The organism is Microlunatus sp. Gsoil 973, assembly GCF_009707365.1.
GTDB lineage: Bacteria > Actinomycetota > Actinomycetes > Propionibacteriales > Propionibacteriaceae > Microlunatus.
Window position 1 is genome coordinate 4129269 of the sequence record NZ_CP046122.1, and the last position, 15834, is coordinate 4145102.

Consider the following 15834-nt stretch of genomic DNA (forward strand, 5'->3'; position numbering starts at 1 on the left):
GACATGACCGGAACCGAGAAGACCCAAGGCGGGGAGCTGACCGAGCGCGATTTCGCGGCCGTCATCTTCGACATGGACGGCACGCTCATCGACTCGACGCCGGCGGTGGTCAGGTCCTGGACGATCTGGGCCGGTGAGCTGGGCATCCCGCTGGAGCGGCTCGAGGAGTTCCACGGTGTTCCGGCCGAGTCAACAGTCGCCGAACTGCTGCCTCCGCAGTTGCGGAAGGCGGCACTGGACCGGATCAACGAACTCGAACTCACCGACCTGGACGGTGTCCGACCGCTGCCCGGCGCAACGGAATCCTTCCGGATGCTGCCGGCTGACCGGATCGCCATCGCCACCTCCTGTACTGCGCCGCTGGCTGCGGCCCGGCTGAAGGTGTCCGGGCTGGAACCGCCCGCGGTGCTGGTCACCGTCGACGACGTCGCCCGCGGGAAGCCCGCTCCCGACCCGTACTTGAAGGCCGCCGCACTGCTCGGCCAACCGGCGACGGACTGCCTAGTCGTCGAGGACGCGGTCAAGGGTCTGCGCTCCGCCCGCGACGCAGGCTGTGCCACGCTCGCCGTGGTGACCACCTCGCCGCGCGATGCGCTGACCGCCGACCTGGTCGTCGACAACCTCTCCCGGGTGCTCTGGGTGACTGATCCTGCGACCGGTCGGATCCGGGTCCAGCCGAACTGACCCGGCCGGTCCGCCGACCGGCGCCCCGATACGGGTCGCATAGAGTAACCCACCGTGAGCGAGCAGCAGGACGACTTCGGCACCGACGTACCCGAACAGAGCCGGGTCCGCCGGGAGAAGCGTGACCGGCTGCTCGCCGAAGGTCGCCAGCCCTATCCGGTGTCGGTGCCCAGGACGCACACGCTCCGGGAGGTGCGCCGGACCTGGGGGCATCTGCAGTCGGGCGAGGAGACCCAGGACCGGGTCGGCGTCACCGGCCGGGTGGTCTTCATCCGCAACACCGGCAAGCTGTGCTTCGCCACACTGCAGGAGGGGCCGGACCAGGAGACGTCGGTTGCCCGGCTGCAGGTCATGCTGTCCCTGGCCGAGGTCGGTGAAGAGAAGCTGGCGCGCTGGAAGACCGACGTCGATCTCGGCGACTACGTCTTCGTCGAGGGCCGGGTGATCTCCTCCAAGCGGGGTGAGTTGTCGGTGATGGCGTCGGACTGGCAGCTGGCATCCAAGGCGCTGCGGCCGATGCCGAATCTGCACTCGGAACTGTCCGACGAGACCAGGGTTCGGCAGCGGTACGCCGATCTGACCGTCCGGGAGGCCGCCCGGGACATGGTCCGCAACCGCGCAACGCTGACCCGGAGCGTGCGGGAGACGTTGCACCGGACGGGTTTCATCGAGATCGAGACACCGGTCCTGCAACTGGTGCACGGCGGTGCGAACGCCCGCCCGTTCAACACCCATTTGAACGCCTTCGACATCGACATGACACTGCGGATCGCACTCGAGCTGTTTCTCAAGCGGGCCGTCGTCGGCGGCGTGGAGAAGGTGTACGAGATCGGCCGGATCTTCCGCAACGAGGGCATCGACCACACCCACAACGCCGAGTTCACCATGCTGGAGTTCTACGAGGCCTGGGGTGATCAGACAACGGTGGCCGAGCTGACCAGGAAGATCATCCTGGACTGTGCCGACGCCCTCGACCTGCACCAGATCGAGACGCCCGACGGCACCGTCGACCTGGACGGCGAGTGGAGCTGGCTCGGCGTCTATCCGGGACTGTCCGCCGCACTCGGCGAGGAGGTCACACCACAGACCGACCGCGACACGTTGATCAAGTACGCGGATGCCAACGACGTCGAGATCGACCCGTCGTGGGACGCGCAGAAGGTGATCATGGAGCTGTTCGGTGAGCTTGTGGAGCCGAACCTGCTGCAGCCGACGTTCGTCTGCGACTATCCGCCGATCGCCCAGCCGTTGGCCCGACCGCACCGCAGTGACCCGAACCTGATCGAGGCCTGGGATCTGATCATCGCCGGCGTGGAACGCGGCACCGGGTTCTCGGAACTGATCGACCCGGTGATCCAGCGGGATCGGCTGGTGGCCCAATCGCTCGAGGCGGCCAAGGGGGATCTTGATGCCATGCAGCTGGACGAGGATTTCCTGTACGCCTTGGAATTCGGGGCGCCGCCGATGGGCGGGGTCGGGCTCGGTATCGATCGCCTGCTGGCGCTCTTCTTCGACGTCGGGCTACGTGAGACGACCTTGTTCCCGCTGGTCAAGCCGGGGAGTTGATCTTGGTGAACCGGCTGGTGGATGATCTTGGTGGATGATCTTGGTGGATGATCACCGTGGCTGAGAAGTCGGGACGGAAGTACGACGGTCCGGCACCGGATGGATCGGATCCGACCGAACTCGCGCACTGGCTCTTCGACCGGGCCAGGGCCGGCGAGGCCGAACGGCTGGCCGGCTACATCGAGAACGGCATGCCGGTGAACCTGACCGACGCCAGCGGCAACACCCTGCTGATGCTGGCCGCCTATCACGGCCACGCCCGCGCCGTACAGATGTTGGTCGACCACGGCGCTACCGTGGACGCGCTGAACGATCGCGGCCAGACCCCGTTGGCCGGTGCGGTCTTCAAGGGATATGAGGATGTCGTCCGCGTACTGATCCACAACGGTGCCGATCCGCGGGCCGGGACGCCCTCGGCGTGGGACACCGCAACCTTCTTCGACCGTGCAGAACTGCTGGAGATCCTGCGATCGGCAGGCTCAGCAGCCGACAGGGAGTGACTGATTACCGATCCGACTCGGAACGTACAAGATCAACGAAGATCACAACGATCAAGAGGTAGGGAAGTGACCGCAACGGTGCGCAAGGGTCAACTCAGCTCCGTCCATCAGGACGAGATCAACAAGGATCGTTTCCGGGTGGTACCAGCCGCCTATCTGATCCTTCGCAAAGAGGACCACGTACTGCTGCAACTGCGCAGCAACACCGGCTATCGGGACGGTCACTGGGCCACCGGCGCCGCCGGTCACGTCGAGGAGGGGGAGCCGGTCCACCGGGCGGCCTGCCGGGAGGCGTTCGAGGAGCTCGGCATCGAGGTCGAGGAGTCCAATCTGACGCCGCTGACCACACTGCACCGCACCAACCATGGCGCCGACCGTGCGGAGAACGGCCTGGACGAGCGGGTGGACTTCTTCTTCACCACCAGCCACTGGAAGGGCAAACCGCGGATCATGGAACCGGAGAAGGCGGCGAAGCTGAACTGGTTCGGCCTCGACGAGCTACCCGATCCGGTGGTGCCGCACGAGTTGCAGGTGCTGATGGCGCTCCGGGCTCATCTGCACGGCAACGGTGACGTGCCGGCGATCATGACCCACGGCTGGTGACCGGCACCCGGACGTTGTCCACCAGGACGTCGAGCACCCGCTCGAACATTGCCTGATCGTCGCCGGACAGCCCGGCCCGCAACGACCGGTCGAAGGATGTCGCGGCCTGCCGGAGCCGACCGAACAGTTGTTCGCCGGCCGTGGTCAATTCGACGATGTGCACCCGACGGTTCTCCGGGTCCCGCCGCCTGGTGATCAGCCCCTGGCCCTCCATCGCGTTCAGATGATGGGTCAGGGTCGCGCCACGGATGCCGATCGAACCGGCGAGCTCGTTCTGGTTCCAACCGCCACGCTGTTTGCAGGCGATCAGGATCTGCCACACCGGCGCCGAACCACCGGCACTGATCATGGCCTGGTTGAACGCACGCTCCAACACCTTCGCCGAACGGGTCACGCGAAGGCCGAGCGGCATCGGATATCCATGGCCTGGCACGTCCAAAGACTAGCCGCGGTTGATCACGTCGGGGCCGCACCCGGTTGACCCGGGTCAGGTGGGCTGGGCCTGTTTGCCGGAGGTGCGCCGCCAGAGCCCGATCGCACCGAGCCCGGCCAGCGGCGGAACACCGAGGGTGAAGATCCGCCAGAGCACCAGGGCGGCAAGCGCCGGCGCCTCGACGGCGTGGCCGCCGGACTGCACCAGCGCCGCGATGATGATTGAGTCGACGATCCCGATGCCGCTGAACGGCAGGATGGTCAGCGGGAAGGCGAACAGGTAGGCGACGGCGACATCGGCCAGGCCGGCCTGGGAGGCCGGAACGCCGACGAACCGAAGACAGAGGACGAGGAGCACCAGGTCGTCGGCGAGCATGGCACAGATCCCGGCCAGCGACCGGGGGAAGCCGTAGCGGAAGCGAGTCGAGATGTGGGCACGGAAGTCGACGCAGCTCTGTGCCCAGCGTTCGGGATCGACACCACGCCGGAACCTGCCGGCGAACTGACCTGCCCGGGTTCCCAGAGTGCGGGCCAGCCCGTTGCTACGCAGGATCAGGACCACTGCAGCCACCAGCGCCGCGGCGATGAGCAGGCTGAACAGGTCGGCCCACCGGTAGGAGATCTCGCCACCGACAACCACCAGCAGCGCGAAGCCGATCAGCGGCACCGCGAAACGCGCGATCATCAGGGTCAGCGTGTTCATCGTCGACCCTGCGATGCCGCGGGCCGCCGAAACGCCCCAGGAGGAGAACATCGCCACCCGTAGGGCGTAGTTCGCGGGTGCCGGGGCGACCATCGACATCAGGATCGCGCCGAGGTCGTTCTGCGTCGCCCGGCGCAGCGAGACACCCTCGATGTAGAAGTGCAGCGGGCTCGCGTTGAGCACCTGCCGAAGTGCGACCACGGCCAGCAGGATCAGCGGCTGCCACCAGCTGAGCCGTCCCAGCGCGTCGGCGACCGCGGACCAGTCGACCTGGCCCACCCGGTTCATGATCACGACGGCGATCACCACGGCCACGGCGACCGCGATGAGTCGTCGCAACCAGCGGCGTCGCGGTTCGGCGTGCCCGGCCGGCATGATCGCCACATTACGGACGTGGTGCCCGGCCCACGAGACCGGCGCGCCGATCCCGCCCGCTGGGTCAGTCGTGCCGCACCCTGACGCCGGCGCCGACGGTGCGAGGATGGGGACAGCCCCGGGCAGCACCGGCCGGCCGCAGGGCCTCGCTGCAGCCCGGGCGGAGGAGGCTGGATCATGCGTTCTCGTCCGGGTCGGATCGCTGCGATCGTCGTCGGCGTGATCGCCCTGTTGATCGGCGGGCTGTGGATCGGCCAAGGGCTGAATCTGATCCGCGGCAGCACGATGACCGGTGACCGAACCTGGTTCTACATCGGCATCGTCGTGGCGATCCTCGGAATCGTGCTGTTGGTGCTCGGGCTGCGCCGGGCCGGCGGCCGACCGACAACCCGCGCCGACTGACCCGACCCGGCCGATCGGCAATACCTCGTTGCTCGATCCCGCACCACTTGGTCGGCGGCGCGACCTTTACTCAGCGGCGCACCGGCTGCAGCGGGTGCGGGGGCGAGGTACTGGTGCGGGGGCGAGGTACTGGTGCGGGGCCGAGGTACTGGTGCGGGGCCGAGGTACTGGTGCGGGGCCGAGGTACTGGTGCGGGGTGACCCGATCAGGGATCAATCAGGGACGCACCGTTTGATATCTAACGATTAGAGCCCGTACGGTGCTGGGAGGATCGCAGCCGCATCCCACACCAAGGAGTTGATGATGAGTACCGACGACACCGCCGACCGGTCCGCCCTGCAGGAGCTGGGCAAAGCCTGGGTGGCTGCCGAACTGGCCAAGGACACCGTCACCCTGGCCGCGCTGGCCCACCCCGAGTTGCGCCTGGTCGGGCCCTTCGGCTTCGTCCTGGACCGCAAGCAGTGGCTGGACCGTTACCAGCCCGGACAACTCGACACCACCTCGCTGAACTGGGACGACGTCGAGATCCGTGTGCTGGGCGACAGCGCCATCAGCATCGGTCGACAGAGCCAGCAGGCCACCTTCCAGGGGCGCCCGAGTAACGGCGACTTCCGCATCACCCACGTCTTCGTCCGGGATCGATCGGCGACACACGGCTGGCTGATCGCCGGAATCCAACTGAGCACGATCATGCAACCCGGTGCCCCCGGGGGTCCGCGGCCGTGACCGTCACCTTCGACTTCAGCCGGCAGGTCTTCCTGGTCGCCGGCGGCAGCCGGGGATCGGCGCCGACGCCGCCCGGGCCTTCGCCCGCGCCGGGGCATCGGTGGTGATCGGCGCTCGCGACGTCGTACGCCTGGAACAGCTCGTCGACGAGATCACTGCCGCCGGAGGTCGGGCCGTCGCCGTGCGCACCGACGTGACCTCGCCCGAGGATTCCAAGGCCCTGGTCGAAACCGCGATGAAGGAATTCGGCCGGCTCGACTTCGCCTTCAACAACGCCACCGGCGTCGAACACCGGCTGGTGCCGGTCGCCGATCTCTCCCTCGAGGAGTTCGAGGACAGCCTGCGAGTCGATCTGCGTGGCACGTTCCTGGGCCTGAAGTACCAGATTCCGGCGATCATCGAATCCGGCGGCGGCGCGGTGATCAACATGTCATCGGGCGCCGGTCTCGGAGCGATCACCAACCTCGGCTCCTATGTCACCGCCAAGGCCGGCATCGTCGCCCTGACCAAGGTCGCGGCTCTGGAGTACGCCGACCACGGCGTCCGGGTCAACGTCGTCGCCCCCGGGCCGATCCGCACCGAGCACATCATCGCCGCCGGGGACGAGGCCCAGCAGTACGCCGCAGCATCGGTTCCGATGCGCCGGATCGGCGAGCCGTCGGATGTCAGCGACGTGCTGATGTGGCTGTGTTCGCCGGCCTCGTCATTCGTCACCGGTGTTGTGGTCCCGATCGACGGCGGTCAGACCGCCGGGCAGAACCCGCCGCGGATGTACGACCGTGGCAAGTCGATGGACTGACGTCAGCGCCAGCGGCGTCCCGGCGGCTGATCCTTCTCGTCGTCGTCGCCGTGCAGATCGGCGAAGTTGAAGGACTCGTCGTCCTGGCGGCCACGCCGGGACCGACGCGAATGGTCGTCGACCGGTGGAGTCGCGGCCTGACCCTGATCAGCCTCGGCCGGTGTGGCGCCGCCGGATTCGGTGCCCGCAGTCCCACCCGCCGCGCGGCGGACCTTGGGCAGCATGGTGGTCTCCTTCTCGTCCATCGCAGCGGTGGTCGCAGCCCTTGGCCGGGCCGATACCTGCTGCTGCTCGGCTGCCGGTCCGGACTCGGCCTTCGCCGGGTGATCGGTCGCGGCCCGTCCGACCCCGCCCGCACGGACCACAGCGACCCCGATCAACGTGGTCAGCGGCATCGCCAGAACCAGACCGATCGCACCGACGAGGGTCCGGATGATCTCCTCGCTGAGGGCCTCGGTCTGGGCCACCTGCCCGAGCGGAAGTCCGTACACGGTGATCAACAGCAGTGCCGAGAGACCGGCGCCGGCGGTAGCGAAGGCGATGGTGTAGACGCTGGAGGCGACGTGGTCCCGGCCGATCCGCATCGCCCGGGAGAAGAGCTTGGTCTGGTCGGGGTCGGATTCGGCCAGTTCCCAGACGGCCGAGGCCTGGGTGATGGTGACATCGTTGAGTACGCCGAGACCGGCGACGATGATGCCGCAGAGCACCACCGAACTCAGCGTCATGTCCGGCGCGGATGCGGCCAGCAGGTAGTCGTCCTCGCTGGCCACTCCGGTCAGATGTGCCCACCGGGTGACGCCCCAGCCGAGGCCGGCGGTCAGCACCATGCCGAACAGGGTGCCGATCAGCGCCGTCGTCGTCCGCGTGCTGAAGCCGTGCGCGGCATACAGCACGACGAACATGATCGCCGATGAGCCGATCAGCCCGGCCAACAACGGGTTGGTCCCGCTGACCAACGCGGGAAACAGGAATTCGACCAGGATGAACCCGGCGAACGCCAGACCCACCAGTGCCCGGAAACCACGCCAGCGGGCCACGGCGACGACCACGACGGCAAACGCGATCGCCAGCGTGATCAGCGGAACGGTGCGCTCGAAATCGGAGAACTGGAAGGTCGGCGGCTGGCCCTGCCCGGCCGGGATCCGGAACAGCTTGACCTTCTGCCCGACGTGGGCGCCCGATCCGAACTGCGCCTCGGTCAGTGTGACCTGCACCTGCTTGCCGCTGTCCGGACCGTCCAGGACGCGTACGGTCAACATCGCACACCGACTCTGACCCGGTTGGTCGGAACCGGAGCCCGCCTGGCCCTGGCAGGAGACCGGCTCGACCCGGGTGATCTCGCCGCGCGGAATGGTCAGCCCCTTGACCGAGTACTGCGACACGTCCTCCCGGATGTGGTCGTCGACGTTGCCCGGCCACAGCCAGATCAGCCCGACCACGGTCCAGATCGCGATCGGGATCAGCACGACGATCATCAGGCGCAGCGCCCTGACCCGACGGAGCTCACTTCCGACCGTCCGGGGGTGGTCTTCGACGTGCAGGTGGGTCACAGCTTCTAGTCTTTCCTGATGTGGGGCCTCGCAGACAACCGAACCGTACCGACTCCACGCAGCGGCGACCCCATTCGCGGTCGGCACTCTGCTGGATCGGTACGGCGGTGCTCTGCGGGATGCTGGCGCTGGTTGCCGTCGGTCTGGCCGTCGGTCGGGCCGACCAGCGCGCGGACGGGCACCCCGCGGTCGGTGCCGCCGACACGACAGCCCGAGCCGACCCGAACGCCGGCCGATCCGCCGGACAGGCCGACTCCGGCGACGCGTTGCCCGACAAGAAGTCCGACACGAGGTCCGACAAGACGCCCGACGACACGACCGGCACGAAGGCGGGTCAGAAGAGCGCCGACCCCAAGGTGCGCATCCCCGAGCGCGGGCCGCGGACCTATCGGCTGGCGCACACCTCTGCCCGTCCGCTGGGCAAGCGTGGTGCGCTGATCACCTACTCCGTCCGGATCGAGAAGGGTCTGCCGTACGATCCCGCGGCGACCGCGCGATTCGTCCATGCCGTACTCAACGATCGACGCAGCTGGGGTCGTTCCGGGCAGTGGCGGCTGAAACTCGTCGGCTCCGGGAAGGCCGACATCGGCGTCTACCTCGCCACTCCGAGGACCACCGACGCGCTCTGCAAACCGCTGAAGACCGAGGGCAGGGTGTCGTGCTTCAACCGTCACCGGGTCGTGCTGAACGCCGACCGCTGGGCCTTCGGCGCGAGGTCCTACCGGAATCAGCTGACCGATTACCGGCGCAATGTCGTCAACCACGAATTCGGGCACGCGCTGGGCTTCGGCCACGTCGCCTGCCCGGGCAACGGCAAGCGGGCGCCGATCATGATGCAGCAGACCAAGGGCCTGCACGGCTGCCGGGCGAACCCCTGGCCCGACCCACGGCGCTGAGGAGCACTGTTTTGTTGATCTTGTTACCACCGTCGGAAGGCAAGGCGGCGCCGGCCGGGCGCGGTCGTCCGGTCGACATCGACGCGCTGTGGACGCCGGGACTCGCCGGTGCCCGACGCAAGATCGTCGACGCGTTGCGGGAGGCCTCGGCCGGTCCGGACGGCGCTGCGGTGCTCGGCCTCACCGACGGTCGGCGGTCGGAACTGGATCTCAATCTGCGATTGCCCGACCTGCCCGCCAGGCCGGCCGGCGAGGTCTACACCGGGGTCCTCTACGACGCCCTGCGGCTGACCGAGCTGTCCAGCCGGGCGAAGCGGAGAGCCAATGCCGCGATCCGGGTGCAGAGCGCGCTCTGGGGACCGATCAAGATCACCGACCGGATCCCGCCCTACCGGCTGTCGATCGGGACCTCGTTGCCGGGAATCGGCCCACTGGCAGGATTCTGGCGGAGCGAGACCGCCGATCTGGACGCGCCCGGCGAGTTGATCATCGACTGCCGGTCGACCGGATACGCCACCGCCTGGCAACCGCGGTCCGACAAGTTGATCAAGGTCACCGCGTTGACCGAGAAGGACGGTGTGCGGTCGGTGGTGTCGCATTTCGCCAAGCACACCAGAGGCGTCGTCGCCCGATTGCTGCTGGAGGCGGAACGAACGCCCCGCACGCCACAGCAGGTCCGTGACATCATCGCCCGGCACGGACACTGTGAGCTGGACCGGATGCGTACCGGCTGGCAGTTGTCGGTGATCACCGACGCCGCCGGTCGGCTGCGAATGGCGGCGGATCAGTGACAATGGGCGGGTGAGGAAGTCGTGACGATCATCGTCGGCCCGGTCGGGGTGGCCGGCGCGTCCCGAACCGTCCGGCTCGGCCGGCCCGTTCCGCTGGATGCCATCCTCGGTCAGTTGCACCGGGGCGCGCACGACCCGACCCATCGGCGCATCCCGGGAGGCTGGCTGCGCGCCACCCGGACTCCTCAAGGCCCGGCCCTGCTCAGGATCACCGGCTGCTCCGAAGGAGTGATCGGTACCGCCTGGGGCAGCGGTGCCGACTGGGCGCTGGCCCGGCTGCCCGCCCTGGTCGGCGCCGAGGACGACCCCTCCGGATTCCGTCCGCTGGCCCGGCATCGCCCGCTCGCGGAGGCGTACCGACGGTTCCCGTACTACCGGATCACCCGCACCGACGCGGTGTTCGAGGCGCTGTCCGCCTCGATCATCGAGCAGAAGGTCACCGGTCTCGAGGCCTACAGCGCCTTCCGCCGGATCGTCCAGCGCTACGGCGAACCGGCGCCGGGACCTGCCCGGGACCAGGGCTCACCGGCGTACGGGATGCGTGTGCCGCCGGACCCGCGCACCTGGCGGACGATCCCCAGCTGGACCTACCTGCGGCTCGGCGTCGAGAGCAATCGCAGCCGGACCCTGGTCGGCGCGGCCGGTCGGGCCGCCGCCCTCGAGCGCACCCTCGGCCGGCAGCCCGCGGACGTCGATCGGGCGCTGCGCAGCCTGCCCGGGGTCGGTGCCTGGACCTCGGCCGAGGTACGGCAGCGGACCCACGGCGATGCCGATGCCTGGAGCATCGGTGACTACCACATCGGCAAGGACATCACCTGGGCACTGACCGGAGAGGTCCTCGACGACGACGCCTGTGAGGAACTCCTCGAGCCGTACCGCGGACACCGCTTCCGCGCCCAGGCCCTGCTCGGCCTGCTGGGCCTCCACCGGCCCCGCCGCGGCCCCCGGATGACTCTCCCCACCCACACCCCCGTTTCGGCGAGGGGTCACTAAATCCCTCATTTCCGCGGCGTGTCGTGCTTCAGGGACCGGAGTCCCGCCCGGCCCGCGGCGCCGGTGGGCATTGACTCGTTGCCTTGTAACGCCCGTCAGACGATGTTGGAAATTGACGTTCAGAAGAAACTGGGCACAAGGCAGTGACATCCGGGGATCCGGCTGGCATGCTGACGCTGGATATCGTCGAGCGTTGGGAGCGGGTCAATGGCTGTGGTCGATCGTCGCCGTTTTCTGCAACTGTCGGCAGCCGCCGGCGCCGGGGCGTATGTGGTCAGCATCGGCACCCTGCCCGCGGTCGCTCAGGGCCGGCCGGGCGCCGACCCGTTCCGGCCGAAGCGCCAGTTCCGGGCGATGTGGATCGCCAGCGTGACCAACATCGACTGGCCGAGCGCCACCGGATTGAGCATCGAGCAGCAGAAGTCGGAGTTCATCGCCTGGCTCGACCTGGCCAAACAGCTCAACCTGAACGCGGTCATCTCCCAGGTACGCCCGACCGCCGACGCCTTCTGGCCGTCTCCATACGAGCCATGGTCGCAATACCTGACGGGAACCCAGGGCCAGGACCCCGGCTACGACCCGCTCGCCTTCCAGATCGCCGAAGCCCATCGGCGCAACCTCGAGTACCACGCCTGGTTCAACCCGTACCGGGTGTCGATGCAGACCGACCCGAACAAGCTGGTGCCGACCCATCCGGCCCGGCAGCATCCGGACTGGGTGTTCAGCTACGGTCCCAAGCTCTACTACAACCCCGGCATCCCCGCGGTCCGCAGGTTCGTCGAGGACGCGATGCTGGACGCCGTGCTGCGCTACGACATCGACGGCGCCCACTTCGACGACTACTTCTATCCCTACCCGGTGGCCGGCCAGGAGTTGCCGGATGCCGACACCTTCGCCACCTACGGCCGCGGTTTCAGCGACATCGGCGACTGGCGGCGGGACAACATCAACCTGTTGGTCCGCGAGATGCAGCAGCGCATCCACCAGCACAAGCCGTGGGTCAAGTTCGGGGTCAGCCCGTTCGGCATCTGGCGCAATGTGAGCTCCGATCCACTCGGCTCCGACACCGGGGGCACCGAGTCCTACAACGCCAACTACGCCGACACCCGGCGATGGGTCAAGGAGGAGTGGCTCGACTACATCAACCCGCAGATCTACTGGCAGATCGGGCTGGCGGTCGCCGACTACGCCAAGCTGACGCCCTGGTGGGCCGACGTCGCGGACGGCACCGACGTCGCCCTGTACATCGGCCAGGCCACCTACAAGGAAACCAGCGGCGTCTTCACCGATCCGGCCGAACTGAGCAACCACCTGACCTTCAACCAGGACTATCCGCGGGTCGACGGCGACGTCTACTTCAGTGCCAAGGATGTCCGGACCGATGCCAACGGCTCGACGAGCCAACTGGTGCAGACCCACTACAGCCGGCCGGCGATCATCCCGGTGATCGGTCACCTCGGCGGCAGGGCGCCACAGCACCCGGGGCAGGTCGACGGCCGACGCCAGGACGGCTCGGTGGTGTTGAGTTGGGCCTCACCCGGTGACCACGGCCGTACGCAGGACCGGACGACCTCGTACGCGGTATGGCGGTTCGACGGTCACGTCCGGCCGGGTGCCCGGGCGTTCAGCGATGCCACCAATCTGCTGGCCACGCTCCGTCGGACCGACGACGACCGGCAGCAGTTCGTTGATCATGATGCCGCCGACGGGCAGCGCTACACCTACTTCATCAGCGCGCTGGACCGGCTCTGGAACGAGAGCCCGCTCTCCGGACCGGTCCAGCTCTGACGACCCACGGACCGTGACGACCCGACACAGATCGGGTCGCGGTCAGCGTCGGAGGCCCTCCAACGTGGTCGAGCCCGGAAGTCGTACGGTGAACTCGGCCCCGCCCTGGGCTGATCGACCGGCCCGCACCGTGCCGCCGTGCCGCGCGACGGTCTGCGCGACGATGGACAGCCCGAGCCCCGTGCCGGGGGTGTTGCGCGAGGTGTCGGCGCGATAGAAGCGGTCGAAGATGTGCGGCAGGTCCTTCTCGGCGATGCCCGGCCCCTCGTCGGCGACCCGAAGTCGATCACCCTCCAGCTGGACCCGGATCGTTCCGCCGGGTGGACTCCATTTCACGGCATTGTCGAGCAGATTGGTGACCGCGCGTTCCAGGGTTTCTGCCTCGCCGACCACATAGAAGGGATTCAGCTCGACGTCGAAGCGCAGGCCGGGTCCGCGCCGGCGGACCCGCTCCAGCGCGGAGTTGACCACGTCCCGGAAGTCGATCGGCTCGGGTGCGGGCATCACCTGATCCTCGCGCGCAAGCTGCACAAGATCACCGATCAACGTGGTGAACTCGGCGAGCTGGGCGGACACGTCGGCCAGGATCTCCTGCCGTGCCTCCGATGGCAGCGTGCCGCGGTCTTGATCAGCGACGAGCAGTTCGATGTTGGTCCGCAGGCTGGTCAGCGGGGTCCGCAATTCGTGTCCGGCATCGGCGATGAGCTGGCGCTGCCGTTCCCGGGACTGGCTCAAGGCACGGAGCATCTGGTTGAAGGAGTCGGCCAGCCGGGACAGCTCGTCGTTGCCCGACACCGGGATCGGAGCAAGATCATCGGTGTCGGCAACATGCTCCGCGGCAAGGGTCAGCCGCCGGACCGGCCGGACCCCGTTCCGCGCCACCGCCGATCCGGCGATCGTCGCCCAGAGCACGCCGGCGGCACCGAAGATCACCAACACCAACCACAGCGAACTCAAGATCAGATTCGTCTGCCGGAGCGGACGCCCGACCATCAGCGCGTAGTCGGTGTCGGGGATCGGCACAGTGGCTGCCCGGTACGCCTGCCCGTTGGCGGCGACCACCGTACGAACCGAGTGTCCGGTCCCCAGCCTGGCGACGGCGACCTCGTCGGCACCGGGTGTCAGCTGCACCTGCTGCGTCGAGATGGGAACGCCCTGACCGCTGGCCTGAACCAGGACCGCGCTGGCGTTGCTCGCCTGCAGCACGCTGCGGTTCAGCAGGTCAGGGTTGTGCGGATCCGGACTCAGCGGCGCGGCAACCGTGACGGCGAGATCGAGGAGTTCCGAGTCCATCTGTTGGTAGAGCGCCATCCGGGTTGTCAGGTACGCCGCAGCACCGGTGACAGCGACCGCGAGCGCCACCGCGACAGCGGTCAGGACCGTCACCCGCGTCTGCAGCGAGAAGGTCCGCAGGAAACCGCGGAACCTGAGCACGGCGTCGATCGGCACCACCAGGCGGGTGCCGCGGATCCGCAACGCCCGCGGCTCGGGTGGGCCCCAGTGCTCCGGATCGGTCACGGCGGGGTTTCACGCAGCACGTAGCCGACGCCGCGCACCGTGTGGATCAACCGTGGCTCGTTCTCGGCCTCTGTCTTCCGGCGCAGGTAGCCGATGTAGACCTCGAGGGAGTTGGCTGTTGTCGGGAAGTCGAATCCCCAGACCTCGTTGAGCAACCAGGACCGTTCCAGCACCCGGCGCGGATGTTCCATGAACGCCTGCAACAGCGCGAACTCGGTACGGGTCAGGCTGATCGCCCGCCCACCGCGGACGACCTCGCGGGTCTGGGTGTTCAAGGCAAGGTCGGAGAAGCTCAGGCTGTGCGCCGACGGGTCGGAGGAGTCGGCCACCGTGCCGGCCCGCCGGACCAACGCCCGCAACCTGGCCAGCAACTCGTCCAGTGCGAACGGCTTGACCAGGTAGTCGTCCGCCCCGGCGTCCAGCCCGTCGACCCGATCACCGACGGCATCCCGCGCAGTGAGGATCAGGATCGGCACGTCGTTGCCGGCCGACCGCAGCATCCGGGTCGCCTCCAGCCCGTCCAGCTTGGGCATCATCACATCCATGATCACCGCGTCCGGCCGGACGGCGCCGAGTCTGGCCAGTGCCTCCAGGCCGTCCTCCGCGGTAGTCACCTGGTAGCCGTTGTAGGCCAGCGAGCGGCGCAGCGATTCCCGGACGGCGTGATCGTCGTCGACCACCAGCACGTGCATCCTGGACCCCGGTGACTGTGAACCGGCGGCCTGTGTGGTCTGTGACTGTGCACCCTGCGGCTGTGAACCCGACATCTGACTCCGTTCGAAACGTCGATCGCAGACCACCATCTTGCCCGACGGCACGGCCGAACCCCGTTGAGCCGTCCGGCGATCCTAGGTGTGTTCGGTATCGGTACGCGGTCTGGTGATCTGCGTCAGGAGCGTCTCGATCGGACCGGTGTCGGGGGCTGCGTCCCGCAACAGCGCCTCCATCTGCATCCGGTTGGTCGCCGCGTGCAACAGGTGCACCGCGGTCGGCACGTCGACACTGAACTCCAGACCGATCGCTTGCATGGTGCCGTCGAGCAACGCGACGATGCGCTGTTTGAGTTGCTCGGAGTATTCACGGTAAGGCCTGCGGAGCGCCGAGTGCCGGGCGGCGTACAGGTCCATCTCGTGCCGGGCCAGGATGGAGCTGCGTTCGTTGCTGGCGTCGCCGAGCAGTCGGGTCAGTGCCCGATTGATCAACACGCCGGGCGGGTTGCCCCGGAGCCCGGCGTTGTCCCGGATCAGATCGGTGATCTCCTCGACGGTCCGTACGTCCCGCTCGGCGTAGGAGCGCAGCAGCGCCATCACCAGGTCGTCCTTGTCGGCGAAGTTGGAGTAGAACGCGCCGCGGGTGAACCCGGCGTGCTCGCTGATCTCCTCGACGCTGGCTCCGAAGATGCCGCGCTCGGCGAAGACCTCGACGGCGGAGTTCATCAGGCGTTCCCGGGTCTGCGCCCGCCGCGCCGATCTTCCGGTCACCAGGCCGGAAGCACTGGTCATCTGCTC

General features: G+C 68.1%; 17 protein-coding genes. 11 read left to right on the forward strand and 6 right to left on the reverse strand.

What is annotated here, in order from left to right:
- The first annotated feature begins 3 nt into the window (after positions 1-3).
- The 4 genes from GJV80_RS19415 (at position 4) to GJV80_RS19430 (ending at position 3353) form a co-directional block, all read left to right on the forward strand.
- Positions 4-684, forward strand: coding sequence for an HAD family phosphatase (locus GJV80_RS19415; RefSeq protein WP_154689316.1), 681 nt, complete (start codon positions 4-6; stop codon positions 682-684).
- 54 nt (positions 685-738) lie between these two features.
- A complete protein-coding gene (gene lysS / locus GJV80_RS19420; protein ID WP_154689317.1) occupies positions 739-2250 on the forward strand; it encodes a lysine--tRNA ligase in 1512 nt (503 codons plus the stop codon).
- A gap of 47 nt (positions 2251-2297) precedes the next feature.
- Positions 2298-2750: an ankyrin repeat domain-containing protein gene (locus tag GJV80_RS19425; protein WP_154689318.1), complete on the forward strand. Its 453-nt coding sequence runs from the start codon at positions 2298-2300 to the stop codon at positions 2748-2750.
- A gap of 66 nt (positions 2751-2816) precedes the next feature.
- Positions 2817-3353 (forward strand): NUDIX domain-containing protein, encoded by a 537-nt coding sequence (locus GJV80_RS19430; RefSeq protein WP_230207859.1) that lies wholly within the window; start codon positions 2817-2819, stop codon positions 3351-3353.
- On the opposite strand, the gene GJV80_RS19435 is transcribed toward GJV80_RS19430, so the two are convergent.
- A complete protein-coding gene (locus tag GJV80_RS19435) occupies positions 3334-3786 on the reverse strand; it encodes a MarR family winged helix-turn-helix transcriptional regulator (RefSeq protein ID WP_230207860.1) in 453 nt (150 codons plus the stop codon). The genes GJV80_RS19430 and GJV80_RS19435 overlap by 20 nt on opposite strands.
- Before the next feature lie 54 nt (positions 3787-3840).
- Positions 3841-4863 (reverse strand): lysylphosphatidylglycerol synthase domain-containing protein, encoded by a 1023-nt coding sequence (locus GJV80_RS19440; protein WP_154689319.1) that lies wholly within the window; start codon positions 4861-4863, stop codon positions 3841-3843.
- A gap of 177 nt (positions 4864-5040) precedes the next feature.
- On the opposite strand from GJV80_RS19440, the gene GJV80_RS19445 reads away from it, so the two are divergent.
- The 3 genes from GJV80_RS19445 (at position 5041) to GJV80_RS19455 (ending at position 6790) form a co-directional block, all read left to right on the forward strand.
- Positions 5041-5265: a hypothetical protein gene (locus GJV80_RS19445; RefSeq protein ID WP_154689320.1), complete on the forward strand. Its 225-nt coding sequence runs from the start codon at positions 5041-5043 to the stop codon at positions 5263-5265.
- A gap of 303 nt (positions 5266-5568) precedes the next feature.
- On the forward strand, positions 5569-5991 hold the full coding sequence (locus GJV80_RS19450) for a nuclear transport factor 2 family protein (RefSeq protein WP_195909021.1): 423 nt from the start codon (positions 5569-5571) through the stop codon (positions 5989-5991).
- On the forward strand, positions 5966-6790 hold the full coding sequence (locus GJV80_RS19455) for an SDR family NAD(P)-dependent oxidoreductase (protein ID WP_154689322.1): 825 nt from the start codon (positions 5966-5968) through the stop codon (positions 6788-6790). Before GJV80_RS19450 ends, GJV80_RS19455 begins: the two co-directional genes overlap by 26 nt.
- A gap of 2 nt (positions 6791-6792) precedes the next feature.
- Here the strand turns inward: GJV80_RS19455 and GJV80_RS19460 are convergent, their stop codons facing one another.
- Entirely contained in the window at positions 6793-8340 is a 1548-nt protein-coding gene (locus tag GJV80_RS19460) for a YibE/F family protein (protein WP_230207861.1), read from the reverse strand.
- A 20-nt stretch (positions 8341-8360) separates the two neighbouring features.
- Between GJV80_RS19460 and GJV80_RS19465 the strand changes: the two genes are divergently transcribed.
- The 4 genes from GJV80_RS19465 (at position 8361) to GJV80_RS19480 (ending at position 12808) form a co-directional block, all read left to right on the forward strand.
- Positions 8361-9236 carry a DUF3152 domain-containing protein gene (locus GJV80_RS19465; protein WP_230207862.1) on the forward strand — a complete coding sequence of 292 codons (876 nt, stop codon included), beginning with the start codon at positions 8361-8363 and terminating at the stop codon, positions 9234-9236.
- A gap of 14 nt (positions 9237-9250) precedes the next feature.
- A complete protein-coding gene (locus GJV80_RS19470; protein ID WP_195909022.1) occupies positions 9251-10027 on the forward strand; it encodes a YaaA family protein in 777 nt (258 codons plus the stop codon).
- A gap of 21 nt (positions 10028-10048) precedes the next feature.
- Complete coding sequence (locus GJV80_RS19475) at positions 10049-11020, forward strand: DNA-3-methyladenine glycosylase (RefSeq protein ID WP_230207863.1); 972 nt, start codon at positions 10049-10051, stop codon at positions 11018-11020.
- Between the two features lie 207 nt (positions 11021-11227).
- Entirely contained in the window at positions 11228-12808 is a 1581-nt protein-coding gene (locus GJV80_RS19480; protein ID WP_154689324.1) for a glycoside hydrolase family 10 protein, read from the forward strand.
- A 42-nt stretch (positions 12809-12850) separates the two neighbouring features.
- Here the strand turns inward: GJV80_RS19480 and GJV80_RS19485 are convergent, their stop codons facing one another.
- The 3 genes from GJV80_RS19485 to GJV80_RS19495 form a co-directional block, all read right to left on the reverse strand.
- Entirely contained in the window at positions 12851-14206 is a 1356-nt protein-coding gene (locus tag GJV80_RS19485; protein ID WP_370518865.1) for an ATP-binding protein, read from the reverse strand.
- 116 nt (positions 14207-14322) lie between these two features.
- Positions 14323-15018, reverse strand: coding sequence for a response regulator transcription factor (locus tag GJV80_RS19490; protein WP_154690389.1), 696 nt, complete (start codon positions 15016-15018; stop codon positions 14323-14325).
- Positions 15019-15174: 156 nt separating this feature from the next.
- The gene (locus GJV80_RS19495; protein WP_195909023.1) at positions 15175-15828 is read right to left on the reverse strand and encodes a TetR/AcrR family transcriptional regulator; all 654 of its coding nucleotides are present in this window, start codon (positions 15826-15828) and stop codon (positions 15175-15177) included.
- Positions 15829-15834: the final 6 nt, after the last annotated feature.